We start from the raw sequence: 15,948 nt of genomic DNA, 5'->3' as shown, positions 1-15,948 counted from the left end.
GCGTGGACGTACCCGCCGTGCACAGACAACTGCCCAATTGTGCCAGACGCGGGGCTTATCCCCGAAATCCGGTGGCCACCGCCACGTCGGCGACGTGTTTGCGCCACCCGCGGCCGGTCTGTACCCGCTACCCTGGCTGTACCGGGCGGCAACGGCACGCTGTCCGGATTCGGGGACAGCGTCGGCCCAACACATTATGGAGGAAGCACGATGCGACGGCCGTCACGGCTGTTCACGACCACCGCGGCGCTGACCGTCGCCGCGGCCACCGCCGCAGGGTGCACGGCCACGGGCAACACGTCCTCACCGCCCCCCAACAGCCCGCACCTCACGGTGGTGGCGCCGCTGGGCACCATGGCCCCGCTGCCTGAGGCTCCTCCCGACGAACCTCCGGCCGCCTTCTCCGGTCTGCCCGACCGCGCGGCCCGGGCGACCGCGCAGGCCGCGGATGCCGGCGCAGAGATCACCACGGCGGTGCTGGACCGCAACACCGGCCAGCTGGTGACCAACGGCAACGACATGACGATCGCGATCGCCTCGGTGGCGAAGCTGTTCATCGCCGACGACCTGCTGCTTCAGGTCGCCAACGGGGATACCGAGCTGTCCCCCAAGGACCGCGCGTCGCTGGACCTCATGCTCCGGGCCTCCGATGACAGCGCCGCGGAGGTTTTCTGGAACCGCAGCGGCAGAAGCGCGATCATCGACCGGGTGGTCAAGCGCTACGGGTTGTCCGCCACCCGCCGGCCCGGTAACGGCCGCTGGTTCAACACCACCAGCACCGCGACCGACCTCGTCCGCTACTACGACATGCTGCTGTCCGGGGCCGGCGGCCTGCCGCCCGAGCAGGTGAAGATCATCCTGTCGAACCTCGCGGCGTCCACTCCCACGGCGCCGGACGGGATGGTGCCCGGCGGAGTCTACCCGCAGCGGTTCGGCATCCCGGAGGGCTTGTTCGCCGAACGCGTCGCAGTCAAGCAGGGCTGGATGTGCTGCGTCGGCGCCGACTGGATGCACCTGTCGACCGGTGTGGTCGGCACCGATCGCCGCTACATCGTGGTCATCGGTTCGATGCAGCCGGCCAGTGACGATGTCGCGCGTCAGACCATCACCGACGCCGTCAAGACGATGTTCCCCGGCGGCCGGATCTAGTCGGGCCGGTCCTGGCCGTCGTTGCGCTCCAGCAGGTCCGGGCGCCGCTCCTGCGTGCGCCGCAGCCCCTGCTCGCGTCGCCAGGCGGCGATCCGGGCGTGGTTACCGGAGAGCAGCACCTCGGGAACATCGAGTCCGCGCCAGCTCGCGGGCCGCGTGTAGCTGGGCCCCTCCAGCAGACCGCCGACCAGTTCGGAGTGCGAATCGTCCTGGTAGGAAGCAGGATTGCCCAGGACGTCGGGCAGCAGACGCACGACGGCCTCGATCATCACCACCGCGGCGGACTCACCGCCGGGCAGCACGTAGTCGCCGATCGAGACCTCTTCGACCCGCATCCGCCGGGCGGCGTCGTCCATCACCCGCTGATCGATGCCCTCATACCGCCCGCATGCGAACACCAGGTGGCGCTCCCCCGCCCACCGCTGCGCGGTGGCCTGTGTGAACAGCCGTCCTGCCGGCGACGGCACCACCAAAAGGCTTTCCGGCGTGCAGATCTCGTCGAGCGCCGCACCCCAGACCGGCGCTTTCATCACCATTCCGGGGCCGCCGCCGTACGGCGAGTCGTCTACCGAGCGGTGCACGTCGTGCGTCCAGTCCCGCAGGTCGTGCACCGCCAATCCCACGATCCCCGCCTCGATCGCTTTGCCGGGCAACGCCTGCCGCAGCGCGTCCAGGAACGCGGGGAAGATGGTGACGACATCAATCTTCACGGGCTCTGCATCCTCAGAGGTCGAGCAGACCCTCGGGAGGGTCGACCTCGATCGCGTTGTCCGCCAACGACACCGACACCACGATCGCCGACACGAACGGCACCAGCACCTCGGCGCCGTCGGGATCACGCACGGCCAGCAGTTCGCCCGCGGCGGTGTGCAGCACCTCGGCGACGGTACCCACAGGCCGGCCGTCGGTGGTGGTGACGACCATGCCCTCGAGTTGATGGTCGTAGAACTCGTCGGGGTCCTCGATCGGCGGCAGATCCGCCGAGTCGACCAGGAAGATCGTGCCCCGCAACGCGTCGGCGCCATCGCGGTCGCCGACACCCTGCAGGCGGACGAGCATCCGATCCCCGTGGGGACGCACGGTCTCGATGACGTAGTCACGCTCGGCGCCACCCCGCGACGGACGGCCACGCAATACGGCGCCGGGAACAAAACGGGCTTGGGGGTCGTCGGTGCGAACCTCGACCGAGAGTTCACCCGTGACGCCGTGCGCTTTGACGACGCGCCCGACAACCAGGTCCATCAGGTGCGACGCTACTGGTCGGTGTCCACCACGTCGACGCGGATCCCTCGACCGCCGATGCCCGCCACCAGCGTGCGCAGCGCAGTCGCGGTGCGACCGCCCCGGCCGATGACCTTGCCGAGGTCATCGGGGTGGACGTGGACCTCGACGGTGCGGCCACGGCGATTGGTCACCATGTCGACACGGACGTCATCGGGGTTGTCGACGATTCCGCGGACCAGATGCTCGACGGCGTCGACGACGACAGAGCTCACGTCCGCGCTCAGCTCTCGGACTCGGCAGGAGCCTCGGCGGCGGGCGCCTCGGCCCCGGTGGTCTCGGCCGACTCGGCGGCCTCGTCCTTCTTGGCCGGCGCCTTCTTCTTCTTCGGCGTGGTGGCCGCGGTGGCCGGGGCGCCGTCGGCCTCGGCGAGGGCGGCGTTGAACAGGTCCAGCTTGGACGGCTTGGGTTCCTTGACCTTCAGCGTGCCTTCCGCACCCGGCAGGCCCTTGAACTTCTGCCAGTCGCCGGTGATCTTCAGCAGCTGCAGCACGGGCTCGGTGGGCTGGGCGCCGACGCCCAACCAGTACTGTGCGCGCTCCGAGTCGATTTCGATGACGCTCGGCTCTTCCTTCGGGTGGTACCGGCCGATGACCTCGATGGCGCGACCGTCGCGGCGGTTGCGCGCATCGGCGACGGCGATGCGGTACTGCGGATTGCGGATCTTGCCGAAGCGGGCGAGCTTGATCTTGACAGCCATGGTTGAGCGACTTCTCCTGTGATTGCCACGTTTGCAATTCGAGCGATCACCGGCGGGATGCCGGGACCCGGTTTTGCCTTACGCGTGTGACCGCCACACGGCACATCCCGTCGAGGAAGCCGTGCGCGGACAGCCGCCTATTGTGCCAGACCGGCGCCCACCCGAGGAAATCCGCGGGCCACCCGCCGCCTGTACCTTTACAAAACTGGCCCCGGATGTCACCTTCTAGCCATGGATGACGCCGCCGTGCTGGTGGAGATCGAGGCGATCAAGCAGCTCAAGGCACGCTACTGCAGATACCTGGACACCAAGGACTGGAACTCCTGGCGGTCGCTGTTCACCGACGACTTCCACAGCGACACCACCGGGGCCGGCGGAACAGTGATCGACGGCGCCGACGAGTTCGTCGCGTTCACCCGCAAAAGCCTCGGCGCCCGCGCGACCGTGCATCAGGTACACGCGCCGGAGATCGCGCTGTCGTCGCCGACGACCGCGAACGGGGTCTGGGCGCTGGAGGACGTGGTGCGGCTGGCGCCCGGGGTGAACATGCGCGGATACGGCCACTACACGGAGGCATACGCGAAGATCGACGGCCGCTGGGTGATCACCTCGTCCACGCTGACCCGGCTGCGCGAGGACATCTTCAACCTCGCGGTGTCGGTGTACGTGTCGGACCGGATCAAGCGGACCGTGGGCCGGGTGGGCCGCCGGTTGGTGCGCTGAGCGCACAGCACCGTCAGGTCTCACATCAGCTTGTCGAAGCACTTCTCCTCGACCCGCCGGCTCATCCGCCACCCTTGCCGGGTGCGAACGAACTCGTCGACGTACCAGATCCCGACGAAGTAGATCTGCGGGTTCTCCCCGCCCATCACCATCGGATTGAAACAGATCGCCCGGCACGACGCCCTGGCGCCGTCGATGCGGATGTCGGCATTGCTGACGAGGTGGTAATACGCCGGGAAGTTCGGCAGCACTTCCTTCAGCCACGCCTTCACCTCGGGGAAGGCCCCGTCGACGCCGCCGCTGACGCGGTAGTCGATGTAGGCGTCCGGGGTGAAGACGGCGTCGAGGTCGTCGAACCGCCGTCCGTCGATCGCGCTCGAGTAATCGATCAGCAGTTGCTGGATCTCCAGCCGGTCCGAGATCTCCTCAAGGCTCAACATGGCTCGATTGAACACGACCGGGGCGCGGTTTAGGCTCACCTGTCGTGCGAACGCTTCTCGCGTGCCTCGGCGCCGTGCTGTGCCTGACCGGCGGGTTCTCTCTTCCCCCGGCCGGCGCAGTGCCTGTCACGGGGATCGTGCAGCCCGCAGGTTCGACGCCGATCCCCGACGGCCCCGCCCAGGCCTGGATCGTCGCCGACATGGACACCGGCGAGGTGTTGGCCGCCCGCGACGAGCACGGGCATTACGCCCCGGCCAGCACCATCAAGGTGCTGCTGGCCATGGTCGTGCTCGACGAACTCCCGCTGGACGCGACCATCGTCGCCAACGAGGCCGACACCAGGGTCGAGTGCAACTGCGCCGGGGTGGCTCCCGGTCAGACGTACACGACCCGTCAGCTGCTGGAGGCTCTGCTGCTGGTGTCGGGCAACGACGCCGCCAACACGCTGGCCACCATGCTCGGCGGGCACGACGTCGCGGTGACGAAGATGAACGCCAAGGCCGCGATGCTGGGCGCCTACGGCACGAACGCGGGCTCGCCATCGGGTATCGACGGACCCGGCATCGACATCTGGTCCACCCCGCACGATCTCGCGGTGATCTTCCGCGCCGCTATGGGCAACCCGGTGTTCGCGCAGATCACCGCCCAGCCCACCGCGGTCTTCCCGACCAAGGCCGGGGACGTCGTACTGGTCAACCAGAACGAACTGCTGCACCGCTATCCGGGCGCCTTCGGCGGCAAGACCGGCTACACCGATCTGGCCCGCAAGACCTTCGTCGGCGGCGCTGCCCGCAACGGCCGCCACCTGGTCGTGGCGCTGATGTACGGGTTGGTCAAGGACGGCGGGCCGACGTACTGGGACCAGGCGGCGGCGCTGCTGGATTGGGGTTTCGCGCTGGGCCCGAACTCCGGCGTCAGCCGGTTCTGAGCCGGTCCGGGAACTCGATACCCGAAGGAGACCTGTTCGCGCGCCGGACGAGTCCTTTCCCGATTAACGTCGCCACTCGTGCGAAGACGACTCGCGGGGCTGGCGCTCGCCCTCAGCGCGGTGCTGCCTGCGGCCCCGCTGTCGGCTGCACCGACTACGCAAGCCCAGCCTGTCGCTGAACCCGTTGCAGCGCAACCACTTCCGGATGGACCGGCCCAGGCCTGGCTGGTTGCCGATCTCGACACCGGTCGCGTGCTGGCCAGCAAGGACCCGTACGGCAGCTACGCCCCGGCCAGCACGATCAAGGTGCTGCTGGCGATGACGGTGCTCGACCATCTTCGGCCGGACAACTTCGCGCGCGCCAACGAATCCCACACCAAGGTCGAATGTTCCTGTGTGGGGCTCAAACCCGGGCAGGCCTACACCACCGCGCAACTGGTCGCGGCGATCCTGATGGTGTCGGGCAACGATGCGGCCAACATGCTGGCCGACATGCTCGGCGGGCAGCGGGTCGCCGTCGCGGCGATGAACCGCAAGGCAGCGCTGGTCGGCGCACGCGGCACCAAGGCGTCGTCGCCGTCGGGACTGGACGGACCCGGCTGGGAATCCGTCACCACCCCGCACGACCTCGCCGTCATCATGCGCGCGGCACTGAAGTATCCGTTGATCGCGCAGATCATGCGGTCCCCGTCCGCGCCGTTCCCCGGAAAGACGCTGCACAACCAGAACGAGTTGCTCAGCCGCTATCCCGGCGATCTCGGCGGAAAGACGGGTTTCACCAACCTGGCGCGCAAGACCTACGTCGGCGCGGCGCAACGCGGCAGCCGGCGCCTGGTCGTCGTCCAGATGTACGGCACCGGCGACCTCTACGGTCAGGCGATCCGGCTGCTGGACTACGGATTCAGCCAGCCGTGAGCCGCGAAGTCGCAGCGCCCTCAGGCGTCACAGCTATCCGCATACTGCAGGGCGCCACTCGCACTTCTCCTGCAAAACGTCGATAGCTGTGACGGATGACGCCGCCGGCGCCGGGTCACCACATCAGTAGACGACGCCCCGCAGCATCACCAGCGTCGGGTCGGCCAGCACCCCGGCCCCTGAGCGCGGATCCTCGCGGTAGCACACCAGGTCCGCCGACGCGCCGTGGGCCAGTCCGGGACGGCGCAGCCACTCGCGGGCGTCCCAGCATGCCGCGCCGAGCGCCTCGGTGGGCGTCATGCCGATGGCCTTGAGCGCGTCCACCTCCTCGGCGATGCGGCCATGCGCCACCGCGCTGCCCGCATCCGAACCCGCGAAGATCGGCACGCCCGCCTCGTGTGCGGCACCGATGCGGGCAGAACAGGATTCGTAGAGCGCCCGCATGTGCTTCTGATAGGCCGGGTACCTGTGCGCCGAGGCGGCGATGTCCGGGAAGTTCTCGATGTTGATCAGGGTGGGCACCAGCGCCGTGCCGTGCTCAACCATCAGACCGATGGTGTCCTCGGTCAGCCCGGTGCCGTGTTCGATGCAGTCGATGCCGGCCTTGATCAGGCCGGGCAGCGCGTCCTCGCCGAACACATGCGCGGTGACGCGGGCGCCATTGGCATGCGCGGCGTCGATCGCCGCCGCCAGCACGTCGTCGGACCACAGCGGCGCCAGATCCCCGCTGTCGCGGTCGATCCAGTCCCCTACCAGCTTGACCCAGCCGTCTCCCCAGCGGGCCTGCTCGGCCACCGCCTCCGGGAGCTGCCATTCGTCTTCGAGCTCCTGGGCGAACCCCCGGGAGTACCGCCGCGGCCGCGCCAGGTGACGCCCGGCGCGAATGATGCGCGGCAGTTCGGGGCGGTCGTCGAAGCTGCGGGTGTCGGTCGGCGAGCCGGCGTCGCGCAGCAGCAGAGCGCCCACGCCACGCTCGGTCTCGGCCTGGGCGATCGCCTCGTCCAGCGGGATCTCGCCGTGCGGCCCGAGCCCGACGTGGCAGTGCGCGTCGACGAGCCCGGGCAGGATCCAGCCGTCATCCCCGTCGGCGCCGAAAACCGTCTCGGCGCCGGCCACCGGCTCCGCGCTGAGGCGTCCATGGACGATCCACCACTCAACGGGTTCGCCGTCGGGCAGGCTGCGGCCCCGCAGATGCAGCGGGGTGCGGTCGGCCGTCAATTCTTGGGAAACTTCAGCTTCGACAGATCGATGTCGGCCAGTCCCGGCGGCAGCTCGTCGAGCCCCTTGGGCATGTTCGACAGGTCGGGGAAGCCGGCAGGCATCCCGGGCATACCGGCGCCGAGCGGATTGCGCTTCGGCGGCGTCGGTCCCTTGCGTCCCTTCTTGCCCGCCTGCTTGTTCTTGCCCTTGCCGGCCTTACGCGTGTTCTTGCGGCCGAACGGCATCCCCATCTGTCCGGCCATCTGCGACATCATCTTGCGGGCATCGAAGAACCGGTCGACGAGCTGGTTGACCTCGGCCACCGTGACGCCGGAGCCGTTGGCGATACGCAGCCGGCGGGAGGCATTGATGATCTTGGGGTCCGCGCGCTCCTGCGGCGTCATACCCCGAATGATGGCCTGCACGCGGTCGAGCTGGCTGTCGTCGACCGCGGCCAGCGCATCCTTCATCTGGCCCGCACCGGGCAGCATGCCCAGCAGGTTCCCGATCGGCCCCATCTTGCGGATCATCAGCATCTGCTCGAGGAAGTCCTCGAGCGTCAGCTCACCGCTGCCGATCTTGGCCGCGGTGGCCTCGGCCTGCGCGGCGTCGAAGTGCTGCTCGGCTTGCTCGATGAGGGTCAGCACATCGCCCATGCCGAGGATCCGGCTGGCCATCCGGTCAGGATGGAAGACGTCGAAGTCCTCGAGCTTCTCCCCCGCCGATGCGAACAGGATCGGCACCCCGGTGACCTCCCGCACCGACAGTGCCGCGCCGCCGCGGGCGTCGCCGTCGAGCTTGGTCAGCACCACACCGGTGAATCCGACGCCCTCGCGGAACGCGTCGGCGGTGGTCACCGCGTCCTGACCGATCATCGCGTCGAGGACGAACAGCACCTCGTCGGGGTTCACGGCGTCGCGGATCGCCGCGGCCTGCGCCATCAGCTCCTCGTCGATGCCGAGCCGGCCCGCGGTGTCGACGATCACCACGTCGAAGAGCTTGGCCTTGGCCTCGGCCAGACCCGCCGCCGCCACCGACACCGGATCGCCGGTGGTCATCTGCTCGATCGTCGCGCCGTCCGGGGACACGCCCGGGTGCGGCGCGAACACGCTCACGCCCGCCCGCTCACCGACGATCTGCAGCTGGTTGACCGCCCCCGGCCGCTGCAGGTCACAGGCCACCAGCAGCGGTGTGTGCCCCTGGCCTTTGAGCCACCGGGCGAGCTTGCCTGCCAGCGTCGTCTTACCCGAACCCTGCAGACCGGCCAGCATGATGACCGTCGGTGGGTTGCGCGCGAACGCCAGCTGGCGCGTCTGGCCACCGAGGATCCCGATGAGCTCCTCGTTGACGATCTTGACGACCTGCTGGGCGGGATTCAGCGCCGCGGACACCTCGGCGCCCTTGGCGCGGTCCTTGATGCGCGAGATGAACGCGCGCACGACGGGCAGCGAGACGTCGGCCTCGAGAAGTGCCAGTCGGATCTCGCGCGCGGTGGCATCGATGTCGGCGTCGGTGAGCCGACCCTTGCCGCGCAAGCCCGAGAGGGCTCCGGTCAACCGGTCGGACAGGGATTCAAACACGAGGCCAAGCCTATCGCGGGCGGCGCAGCGGGTTCGGGGCGCTGCTGGCCACTAGCTGGCCTCGACGGCTGCGGGCTTTGCCGGCGGGGCCGGCAGAACCGCGTACAGTTCCCGTTCCACGTTGTGCCGGGCCGCCGGGTCGTCTGTGGGCAGCACGATCCCGAACGCGTCGACCACCGACGAGCCCATGGTGGTGACCTTGGCCCATGCGATGTCGGCCCCGGCGCGTTCGAACACACGGGTGAGCACGGCGAGCAGGCCGGCGCGGTCGGTGGCCCGGATCTCGGCGACCGCCTGGCCGGCACCCGCGCCGTCGTGCCACAGCACCAGTGGTGGTGCCGCAGGAGCGTTGATCGGCACCGCGGCGCGGATCTCCCCCGCCCGGACCGTCCCGGCGGCGTCGGCTTCCTTCTTCTCCAGCAGGCCCATCACATCGAGTTCGCCGTCGAGGGCGAGAATCAGCTGCTGGCGCAGCAGCTGCGCGGCGGGCGGTGTGCCGAAGTGCGGTGAGACCACGAAACTGTTGATGGCCGAGCCCTCGTGTCCGTTCACCGACGCCGAGTGCACGCGCAACGAGTTCAGCGCCAGCACCCCGGCCGCTTTGGACAGCACCCCGCGGCTGTCGGGGGCGATCATCGTGACGTTGTAGATGTGCGGCGTGTCGGCGGGAGTCAACTCCACGTGGACCCCGACCTCGCGGGCCAGCTCGACGAACCGCGGATCGATGGGATCGGGATGCGGAAACGGCTCCCCGGCCATCACCAGCCGACAGCGGCGGACGAGTTCGCCGATCAGCGACGCCTTCCAGTCGCCCCACACCCCGGGACCGGTAGCCAGCGAGTCGGCCTCAGCCAGGGCGTGCAGCAGTTCGAGCACCACGGGGTCACCGTCGAGCGCGTCCACGACGGCGGAGATGGTGGTGGGATCCTGCAGGTCACGCCTGGTCGCGGTGTGCGCCAGCAGCAGGTGATGGCGCACGAGGGTGGACAGGATCTTGATGTCCGACGGCCACAATCCGAGCCGGCTGCCGATCTGATCGGCCAGTTCGGCGCCGATGACGCTGTGATCGCCGCCGCGGCCCTTGCCGATGTCGTGGACCAGCGCGCCGAGCACCAGCAGGTCGGGACGCGACACGCGCGTGGTGAAAGCGCTTGCACGGGACACTGTTTCGACGAGGTGGCGGTCGACGGTCCAGATGTGGACGACGTCGCGCGGCGGCAGGTCGCGCACCGCGCCCCATTCGGGAAACAGCCGGCCCCACAGCCCGGTGCGGTCGAGGGCCTCGATGGTGGCCACCGCCGACGGCCCTGCCGCCAGCATCACCAACAGATCCTTGAGGGCCTGCCGCGGCCACGGTGTCCGCAGTTCCGGCGCGGCCGCGGCCAGCCGACTCAAGGTCGAGGCCGCCATCGGCAGCCCCGTGGTCGCCGACGCGGCGGCCACCCTCAGGATCAGTCCGGGGTCGCGCTCCGGACGGGCGTCGCGGGCCAGGATCACCTCGCCGTTGAACTCGATGACCCCTTCGTCGAGCGGTCGGCGGACGGGTCGGCGGAGCACGGCCAGCCCACGCCGGGGCAGCGCGTTGGCCGCGGTGCGGATACCCGCGTCGACGTAGTAGCTGACGGTGCGGGCGGCATCGGAGAGCATGCGCGCCAGGTCGAACCGATCGCCGATGCGCAGCGCGGCACCGATCTCGTCGGCGTGCTGGGCCAGCAGGAGTTCCCGGCCGCGGCCGGCCACCCGGTGCAGCTCGGTGCGGACGTTGAGCAGCGAAAGATGCGCCTCGCCAAGGGTTTCGATCGGTGAGGCCAATGAACGGCTGGGGTAAACGTCGGCCAACTGGGCGATCGCCAGCGCATTGAGGAGTTGGACGTCGCGCAGCCCACCCCTGCCGCACTTGAGATCCGGCTCGGCGCGGTGCGCGATCTCGCCGCTGCGTTGCCACCGGGCTCTGGTGTGCTCGACGAGTTCGTCGAACCGCGACGCGATCCCGGTGCGCCACTGCCGCCGGGCCCCGCCGATCAGCAGTGCGGACAGGTCGCCGTCACCGGCGATGTGCCGCGCCTCGAGCATCGCCAGCCCCGCCGAGATGTCCTCACCCGCGACGCGCAGCGCCCCGGGCACCGTACGGACGCTGTGGTCGAGGCGAATGTTGGCGTCCCACAATGGATACCACAACAATTCGGCCACCTCAGCGATGTCCTCGGGTGGCATGTTGTCGTGCAGCAGCATCAGATCCAGGTCCGAGTACGGCAACAGCTCGCCGCGCCCCAGACCGCCGGTCGCGACGATGGCGAACCCGCTCGTCGCGGTGATGCCGATCTCGGTGGCCTTTGTGGTGAGCCAGAAGTCGTAGAGATCGAGCAGTGCGTCGCGCAGCGCCGCCGCGTCGAGCTGGTGGCTGCCGGAGACCAACTGCTCGGCTGCGGCGACGAGATCGGTTGCCGGCCGCGACGATACCGCCGCCGGACGCTCCCAACGGGGAGCGCCGGCGGCGGAATGAGATCTCTGCTCTTTCATGGTTTGTCCTCCCGGCACTTGACGATCCAGCACTCACACGGCGCAAATGCCGGGAGACGACCATTCACTGAACGTTACGGATCAAAGGGCATCGGCCCCGCGTTCACCGGTGCGCACCCGCACCACCGCCTCGACCGGACTGACCCAGACCTTGCCGTCACCGATCTTTCCGGTGCGGGCGGCCTGGACGATGACGTCCACCACCTTGTCGACGGCGGCGTCGTCGACGACCACCTCGACGCGCACCTTCGGGACGAAGTCCACCGAGTACTCCGCGCCGCGGTAGACCTCGGTGTGCCCCTTCTGCCGGCCGTAGCCCTGGACCTCGCTGACGGTCATGCCGAGAATGCCCGTCTGCTCCAGACCGGTCTTGACATCTTCCAGCGTGAACGGCTTGACGATCGCGGTTATCAGCTTCATGTAGTTGATCCCTTCCGATGAAATTGTCGCCGGTCAGGCGAGCTCGTAAGCCGTTTCGGCATGTTCGGTTTCATCGATACCAGTGTCCTCATCCTCCTTGGACACCCGCCAGCCCAGAGGCTTGACGATGAACGCGATGATGGCGGTCATGATTGCGGTGAACACTACGGCAACCAGTGCGATCACGATCTGCACCACGAGTTGCTGGAAGCCGCCGCCGTAGAACAGCCCGGTCTCGGTGGCCAGCAGACCGATGCCGATGGTGCCCCACAGGCCGGCCACGAGGTGCACACCGACGACGTCGAGCGAATCGTCATACCCGAACTTGTACTTCAGCGCGATGGCCAGCGCGGACAGCACACCCGCGACCGCACCGAGGATGAGCGAACCGATCGCGCTCAGCGAGCCACACGCCGGGGTGATGGCCACCAGACCCGCCACGATGCCCGATGCCGCGCCCACGCTGGTGGCGTGACCGTCCCGGATACGCTCGACGAGCAACCAGGACAGCATCGCCGCTGCGGTGGCGGCGGTGGTGTTCACCCACACCGCACCGGCCAGCATGTCGGCGGCGCCCTCGGAGCCTACGTTGAAGCCGAACCAGCCGAACCACAGGATCGCCGCGCCGAGCATCACGAACGGGATGTTGTGCGGCCGGAAAGCGGTCTTGCCGAAGCCTGTCCGCTTTCCGAGCAGGATTGCCAGCACGAGAGCGGCTACACCGGCGTTGATGTGCACCACGGTGCCACCGGCGAAGTCGATGGGCGACACGTTGGCCACGCCTTCGTCATCGACGCCGAAGAGCTTGGCCGCGATGCCGCCCTCGGCACCGGAGAGCAGGCCGCCGCCCCAAACCATGTGCGCCAGAGGGAAGTACACGAGCGTGACCCAGATGCCGCCGAACACCAGCCAGGTGCCGAACTTCATGCGCTCGGCGACCGCACCGCTGATCAGCGCGACGGTGATCACCGCGAAGGTGAGCTGGAAGGCCACCCACACGATGGCCGGTACGGTGCCGAAGCCGCCGAGCACATAGGTGCTGACCCCGTCGACCTCGCGGACCTCGGTGAGCTGGCTGAGCCCGAACAACGCGAAGGGATTGTCGAAGACCCCGAAGAAGTTGCCCTCCCCGGTGTGCGCCGACGAGAACGACATCGAGTAACCCCACAACACGTAGATGACGCTGACGACTCCGATCGAGCCGAACGACATCATCATCATGTTGAGGACGGACTTCTGCCGGGACAGACCACCGTAGAAGAACGCCAGGCCCGGGGTCATGAACAGCACCAGCGCTGCGGAGGTGAGCACCCATGCCGTGTCTCCGGCGCTCAGTCCCCCTTCCCCGAATGGCGCGAACTGGTCGTCTGGCAGGGCCAAGACCACATCGTGTAAGCCGAATGCCACTTTGTGTGAACCTCCTTGGGATGACGGCCGACCACGATCGGCCTCCCGAAGAGACTCTTTTGCGAGCGTTTCACCTGTGATTCTGTTGTGTTTCGCCGACGTGAACGGACGCGCCGATGTCGTTACGCTCGTGTTTCACCAGGGGTGATCAGCAAAATTCCGGAGCACTTTCTGGGAATTCGCTGTCCGCCGAACGTCAGCCGAGCAACGCGTCGACGAACGCCGCCGGCTCGAACGGAGCCAGATCGTCGGGTCCCTCGCCGAGGCCGACGAGCTTGACCGGCACACCGAGCTCCTGTTGCACACGGAACACGATGCCGCCCTTGGCCGTCCCGTCCAGCTTGGTCAGCACCACGCCGGTGATGTCGACGACCTCGGCGAAGACCCGGGCCTGCGGCAGGCTGTTCTGGCCGATCGTCGCATCCAGCACCAGCAGGACCTCGTCGACGGCGGCGCGCTTGCCCACCACGCGCTTGACCTTGCCCAGCTCGTCCATCAAACCCGTCTTGGTGTGCAGGCGGCCGGCGGTGTCGATGACCACGACGTCGGCGCCGGACTCGATACCGGTGTCGACGGCGTCGAAGGCGACCGAGGCCGGGTCGGCCCCTTCCGGACCACGCACCACCTGCGCGCCCACCCGCGACGCCCAGGACTGCAGCTGATCGGCGGCCGCCGCACGGAACGTATCCGCCGCACCGAGCACCACGCGGCGACCGTCGGCGACGAGCACGCGGGCCAGCTTGCCGACGGTCGTCGTCTTACCGGTGCCGTTGACACCCACGACGAGCAACACCGACGGTTTGTCGGCGTGCGGCAGCGCCTTGATCGAGCGATCCAGGTCGGGTTGCAGCTCGGCGATCAGGACCTCACGCAGCACAGCCCGCGCGTCGGCCTCGGTGCGCACACCGCTGCTGGCCATCTTGGCCCGCAGCGAGGTGATGACCGACTCGGCGACGACCGGACCGAGGTCGGCGATCAACAGCGTGTCCTCGACCTCTTCCCACGAGTCCTCGTCGAGGTCGCCGCCGCCGAGCAGCCCCAGCATGCTGCGCCCCAAGGTGTTCTGCGACTTCGACAGCCGGCCGCGCAGCCGGTCCAGCCGGCCCTCGGTGGGCGCGATGTCCTCGATCTGCGGTGCCACGGGCTCGGCGGTCTCCGTGGCCGGCTCCGGCGCGGCGGTCTCGGGAAGCGCTTCGGGCTCAGGGACCGCCTCGGGTTCCGGTGGGGGGACCACCTCGGGTTCCGGTGCGGGGGGCGCGGCGGGAGCCTCGGTGACCGGCTTCTCGACGGGCTCAGGCGGCAGCACCGGCGGCTCGGGCAAGCGGACGTCGGCGATGGGACGCTTGGGTGCGTCGCGCGGGATGGTGGCATCATCGCCGACGGCGGGTAGACCACTGGTGTCTATCCGTTCCGGGGCCTTCGGTGGGGCCTGCACCGGTGCCGACTGGGCGAATGTGATGCCTGACTTGGCGGTATAGCCGCCCGAACGATCGACGGGAGTGGCAGTGTCTGGAGCCGACAACTTGATCCGGCGACGGCGGTACCGCACCAGGCCCACGACGAGCGCGACGAGCAGCAGAACGGCGATGACCGCGATGGCGATCCAGAGACCTTCACTCACCGCCCCATTGTCTCAGGGGACCTGACCGGTGACGTCCGACCCCGGCTCCGCCCTGCAGCACCGCAAACGCCGGCACATCGACGTGTGCCTCACCGAGGCCGTCGACTACCAGACGGTGAGCACCGGTCTGGAGCGCTACCGGCTGCCCTACAACGCGCTGACCCAGACCGATCTGGGCGGCGTCGATCTGAGCACCGAGTTCCTCGGGTGCCGGTTGCGCGCCCCGGTGCTGATCGGTGCGATGACCGGCGGCGCCGCGCTGTCGGGAATCATCAACCGAAATCTGGCCGCCGCGGCCCAACAGCTCGGTATCGGGATGATGCTCGGCTCGCAGCGCGTGATGCTTGACGACGCCGAGGCGGCGTCCAGCTTCGACGTCCGCGGCGTGGCGCCCGACGTGCTGCTGATCGGCAACATCGGGCTGGCGCAGCTTCGTACGTCGATGATGCCGGGGCTGGCCGCGGCCCTGGACAAGGTCGGCGCCAACGGCCTTGCGGTGCACACCAACCCGCTGCAGGAAGCCATGCAGCACAACGGCGACACCGATTTCTCGGGCTCGATCGCACGGCTGTGCGAGGTCGCCGGGGAGATCGGCTACCCGGTCATGCTCAAGGAGGTCGGCCACGGCATCGGCGGCGCCGCCGCCGAGCAGCTCATCGACTGCCCGATCGCTGCCGTCGACGTCGCGGGCGCCGGCGGCACCTCGTGGGCGCGCATCGAGCAGTTCGTCCGCTACGGCGACGTGCGCTATCCGGCACTGGCCGAATGGGGCATCCCGACCGCCCAGGCGTTGACAGAGGTGCGGCGCGTCCTTCCCGACATGCCGCTGGTCGCCTCCGGTGGCATCCGCACCGGAATGGACGCCGCCAAGGCGCTCGCGATGGGCGCCCGGGTGGTGGCCGTCGCGCGGCCCCTGCTCGCCCCGGCCGTCGAATCCGTCGACGCGGTGGTGGACTGGCTGCAGCGCTTCCTCGACGAGTTGCTGGTCTGCCTGCACGGGAGCGGCGCGTCCGACCTGGCGGCACTGCGCGAGCGCGGAGTCACCCCGCTCGCCTGACGATGA

The 15,948-nt window shown here is 68.8% G+C and carries 16 protein-coding genes; 5 read left to right on the top strand and 11 right to left on the bottom strand.

What is annotated here, in order from left to right; genetic code table 11:
* The first annotated feature begins 210 nt into the window (after window positions 1-210).
* Window positions 211-1,149, top strand: coding sequence for a class A beta-lactamase-related serine hydrolase (locus KXD97_RS18290; RefSeq protein ID WP_260751472.1), 939 nt, complete (start codon window positions 211-213; stop codon window positions 1,147-1,149).
* On the opposite strand, the gene trmD is transcribed toward KXD97_RS18290, so the two are convergent.
* Genes trmD through rpsP form a run of 4 tightly spaced genes read right to left on the bottom strand, consistent with a single transcriptional unit; the run spans window position 1,146 to window position 3,130 of the window.
* Window positions 1,146-1,859: a tRNA (guanosine(37)-N1)-methyltransferase TrmD gene (trmD, locus tag KXD97_RS18285; RefSeq protein WP_260751470.1), complete on the bottom strand. Its 714-nt coding sequence runs from the start codon at window positions 1,857-1,859 to the stop codon at window positions 1,146-1,148. The two genes, KXD97_RS18290 and trmD, sit on opposite strands and share 4 nt — an antisense overlap.
* A 13-nt stretch (window positions 1,860-1,872) precedes the next feature.
* Window positions 1,873-2,391 carry a ribosome maturation factor RimM gene (gene rimM, locus KXD97_RS18280; RefSeq protein ID WP_260751468.1) on the bottom strand — a complete coding sequence of 173 codons (519 nt, stop codon included), beginning with the start codon at window positions 2,389-2,391 and terminating at the stop codon, window positions 1,873-1,875.
* 11 nt (window positions 2,392-2,402) lie between these two features.
* Window positions 2,403-2,645, bottom strand: a complete 243-nt coding sequence (locus tag KXD97_RS18275) for an RNA-binding protein (protein WP_003928628.1) — start codon at window positions 2,643-2,645, stop codon at window positions 2,403-2,405.
* An 8-nt stretch (window positions 2,646-2,653) separates the two neighbouring features.
* Window positions 2,654-3,130, bottom strand: coding sequence for a 30S ribosomal protein S16 (gene rpsP, locus KXD97_RS18270; protein ID WP_260751452.1), 477 nt, complete (start codon window positions 3,128-3,130; stop codon window positions 2,654-2,656).
* Between the two features lie 231 nt (window positions 3,131-3,361).
* Here rpsP and KXD97_RS18265 point away from each other — a divergent pair, with 231 nt between their 5' ends.
* Window positions 3,362-3,853: a nuclear transport factor 2 family protein gene (locus KXD97_RS18265; protein WP_260751451.1), complete on the top strand. Its 492-nt coding sequence runs from the start codon at window positions 3,362-3,364 to the stop codon at window positions 3,851-3,853.
* Between the two features lie 20 nt (window positions 3,854-3,873).
* Here KXD97_RS18265 and KXD97_RS18260 read toward each other — a convergent pair whose 3' ends face one another.
* Complete coding sequence (locus KXD97_RS18260; protein WP_260751450.1) at window positions 3,874-4,293, bottom strand: nuclear transport factor 2 family protein; 420 nt, start codon at window positions 4,291-4,293, stop codon at window positions 3,874-3,876.
* Between the two features lie 44 nt (window positions 4,294-4,337).
* On the opposite strand from KXD97_RS18260, the gene KXD97_RS18255 reads away from it, so the two are divergent.
* On the top strand, window positions 4,338-5,222 hold the full coding sequence (locus tag KXD97_RS18255) for a D-alanyl-D-alanine carboxypeptidase family protein (RefSeq protein ID WP_313901307.1): 885 nt from the start codon (window positions 4,338-4,340) through the stop codon (window positions 5,220-5,222).
* Window positions 5,223-5,300: 78 nt separating this feature from the next.
* Entirely contained in the window at window positions 5,301-6,137 is an 837-nt protein-coding gene (locus KXD97_RS18250; protein ID WP_260751449.1) for a D-alanyl-D-alanine carboxypeptidase family protein, read from the top strand.
* Window positions 6,138-6,260: 123 nt separating this feature from the next.
* On the opposite strand, the gene KXD97_RS18245 is transcribed toward KXD97_RS18250, so the two are convergent.
* The 6 genes from KXD97_RS18245 to ftsY all read right to left on the bottom strand — a co-directional run bounded on the left by KXD97_RS18245 (window position 6,261) and on the right by ftsY (window position 14,885).
* Window positions 6,261-7,355 (bottom strand): amidohydrolase family protein, encoded by a 1,095-nt coding sequence (locus KXD97_RS18245; protein ID WP_260751448.1) that lies wholly within the window; start codon window positions 7,353-7,355, stop codon window positions 6,261-6,263.
* The gene (ffh, locus tag KXD97_RS18240; RefSeq protein ID WP_260751447.1) at window positions 7,352-8,917 is read right to left on the bottom strand and encodes a signal recognition particle protein; all 1,566 of its coding nucleotides are present in this window, start codon (window positions 8,915-8,917) and stop codon (window positions 7,352-7,354) included. The genes KXD97_RS18245 and ffh overlap by 4 nt, the downstream gene beginning before the upstream one ends.
* Window positions 8,918-8,968: 51 nt before the next feature.
* The gene (locus KXD97_RS18235; RefSeq protein WP_260751446.1) at window positions 8,969-11,437 is read right to left on the bottom strand and encodes a [protein-PII] uridylyltransferase; all 2,469 of its coding nucleotides are present in this window, start codon (window positions 11,435-11,437) and stop codon (window positions 8,969-8,971) included.
* Between the two features lie 81 nt (window positions 11,438-11,518).
* On the bottom strand, window positions 11,519-11,857 hold the full coding sequence (locus tag KXD97_RS18230; protein ID WP_003928638.1) for a P-II family nitrogen regulator: 339 nt from the start codon (window positions 11,855-11,857) through the stop codon (window positions 11,519-11,521).
* Window positions 11,858-11,890: 33 nt separating this feature from the next.
* Window positions 11,891-13,243: an ammonium transporter gene (locus KXD97_RS18225; protein WP_260758037.1), complete on the bottom strand. Its 1,353-nt coding sequence runs from the start codon at window positions 13,241-13,243 to the stop codon at window positions 11,891-11,893.
* 217 nt (window positions 13,244-13,460) lie between these two features.
* On the bottom strand, window positions 13,461-14,885 hold the full coding sequence (gene ftsY / locus KXD97_RS18220; protein ID WP_260751445.1) for a signal recognition particle-docking protein FtsY: 1,425 nt from the start codon (window positions 14,883-14,885) through the stop codon (window positions 13,461-13,463).
* 28 nt (window positions 14,886-14,913) lie between these two features.
* On the opposite strand from ftsY, the gene fni reads away from it, so the two are divergent.
* Window positions 14,914-15,942 (top strand): type 2 isopentenyl-diphosphate Delta-isomerase, encoded by a 1,029-nt coding sequence (fni, locus tag KXD97_RS18215; RefSeq protein ID WP_260751442.1) that lies wholly within the window; start codon window positions 14,914-14,916, stop codon window positions 15,940-15,942.
* Window positions 15,943-15,948: the final 6 nt, after the last annotated feature.

The organism is Mycobacterium sp. SMC-8, from assembly GCF_025263565.1.
In the GTDB taxonomy this organism is placed as follows: Bacteria; Actinomycetota; Actinomycetes; order Mycobacteriales; family Mycobacteriaceae; genus Mycobacterium.
This window is presented reverse-complemented; position numbering and strand designations above follow the sequence as displayed.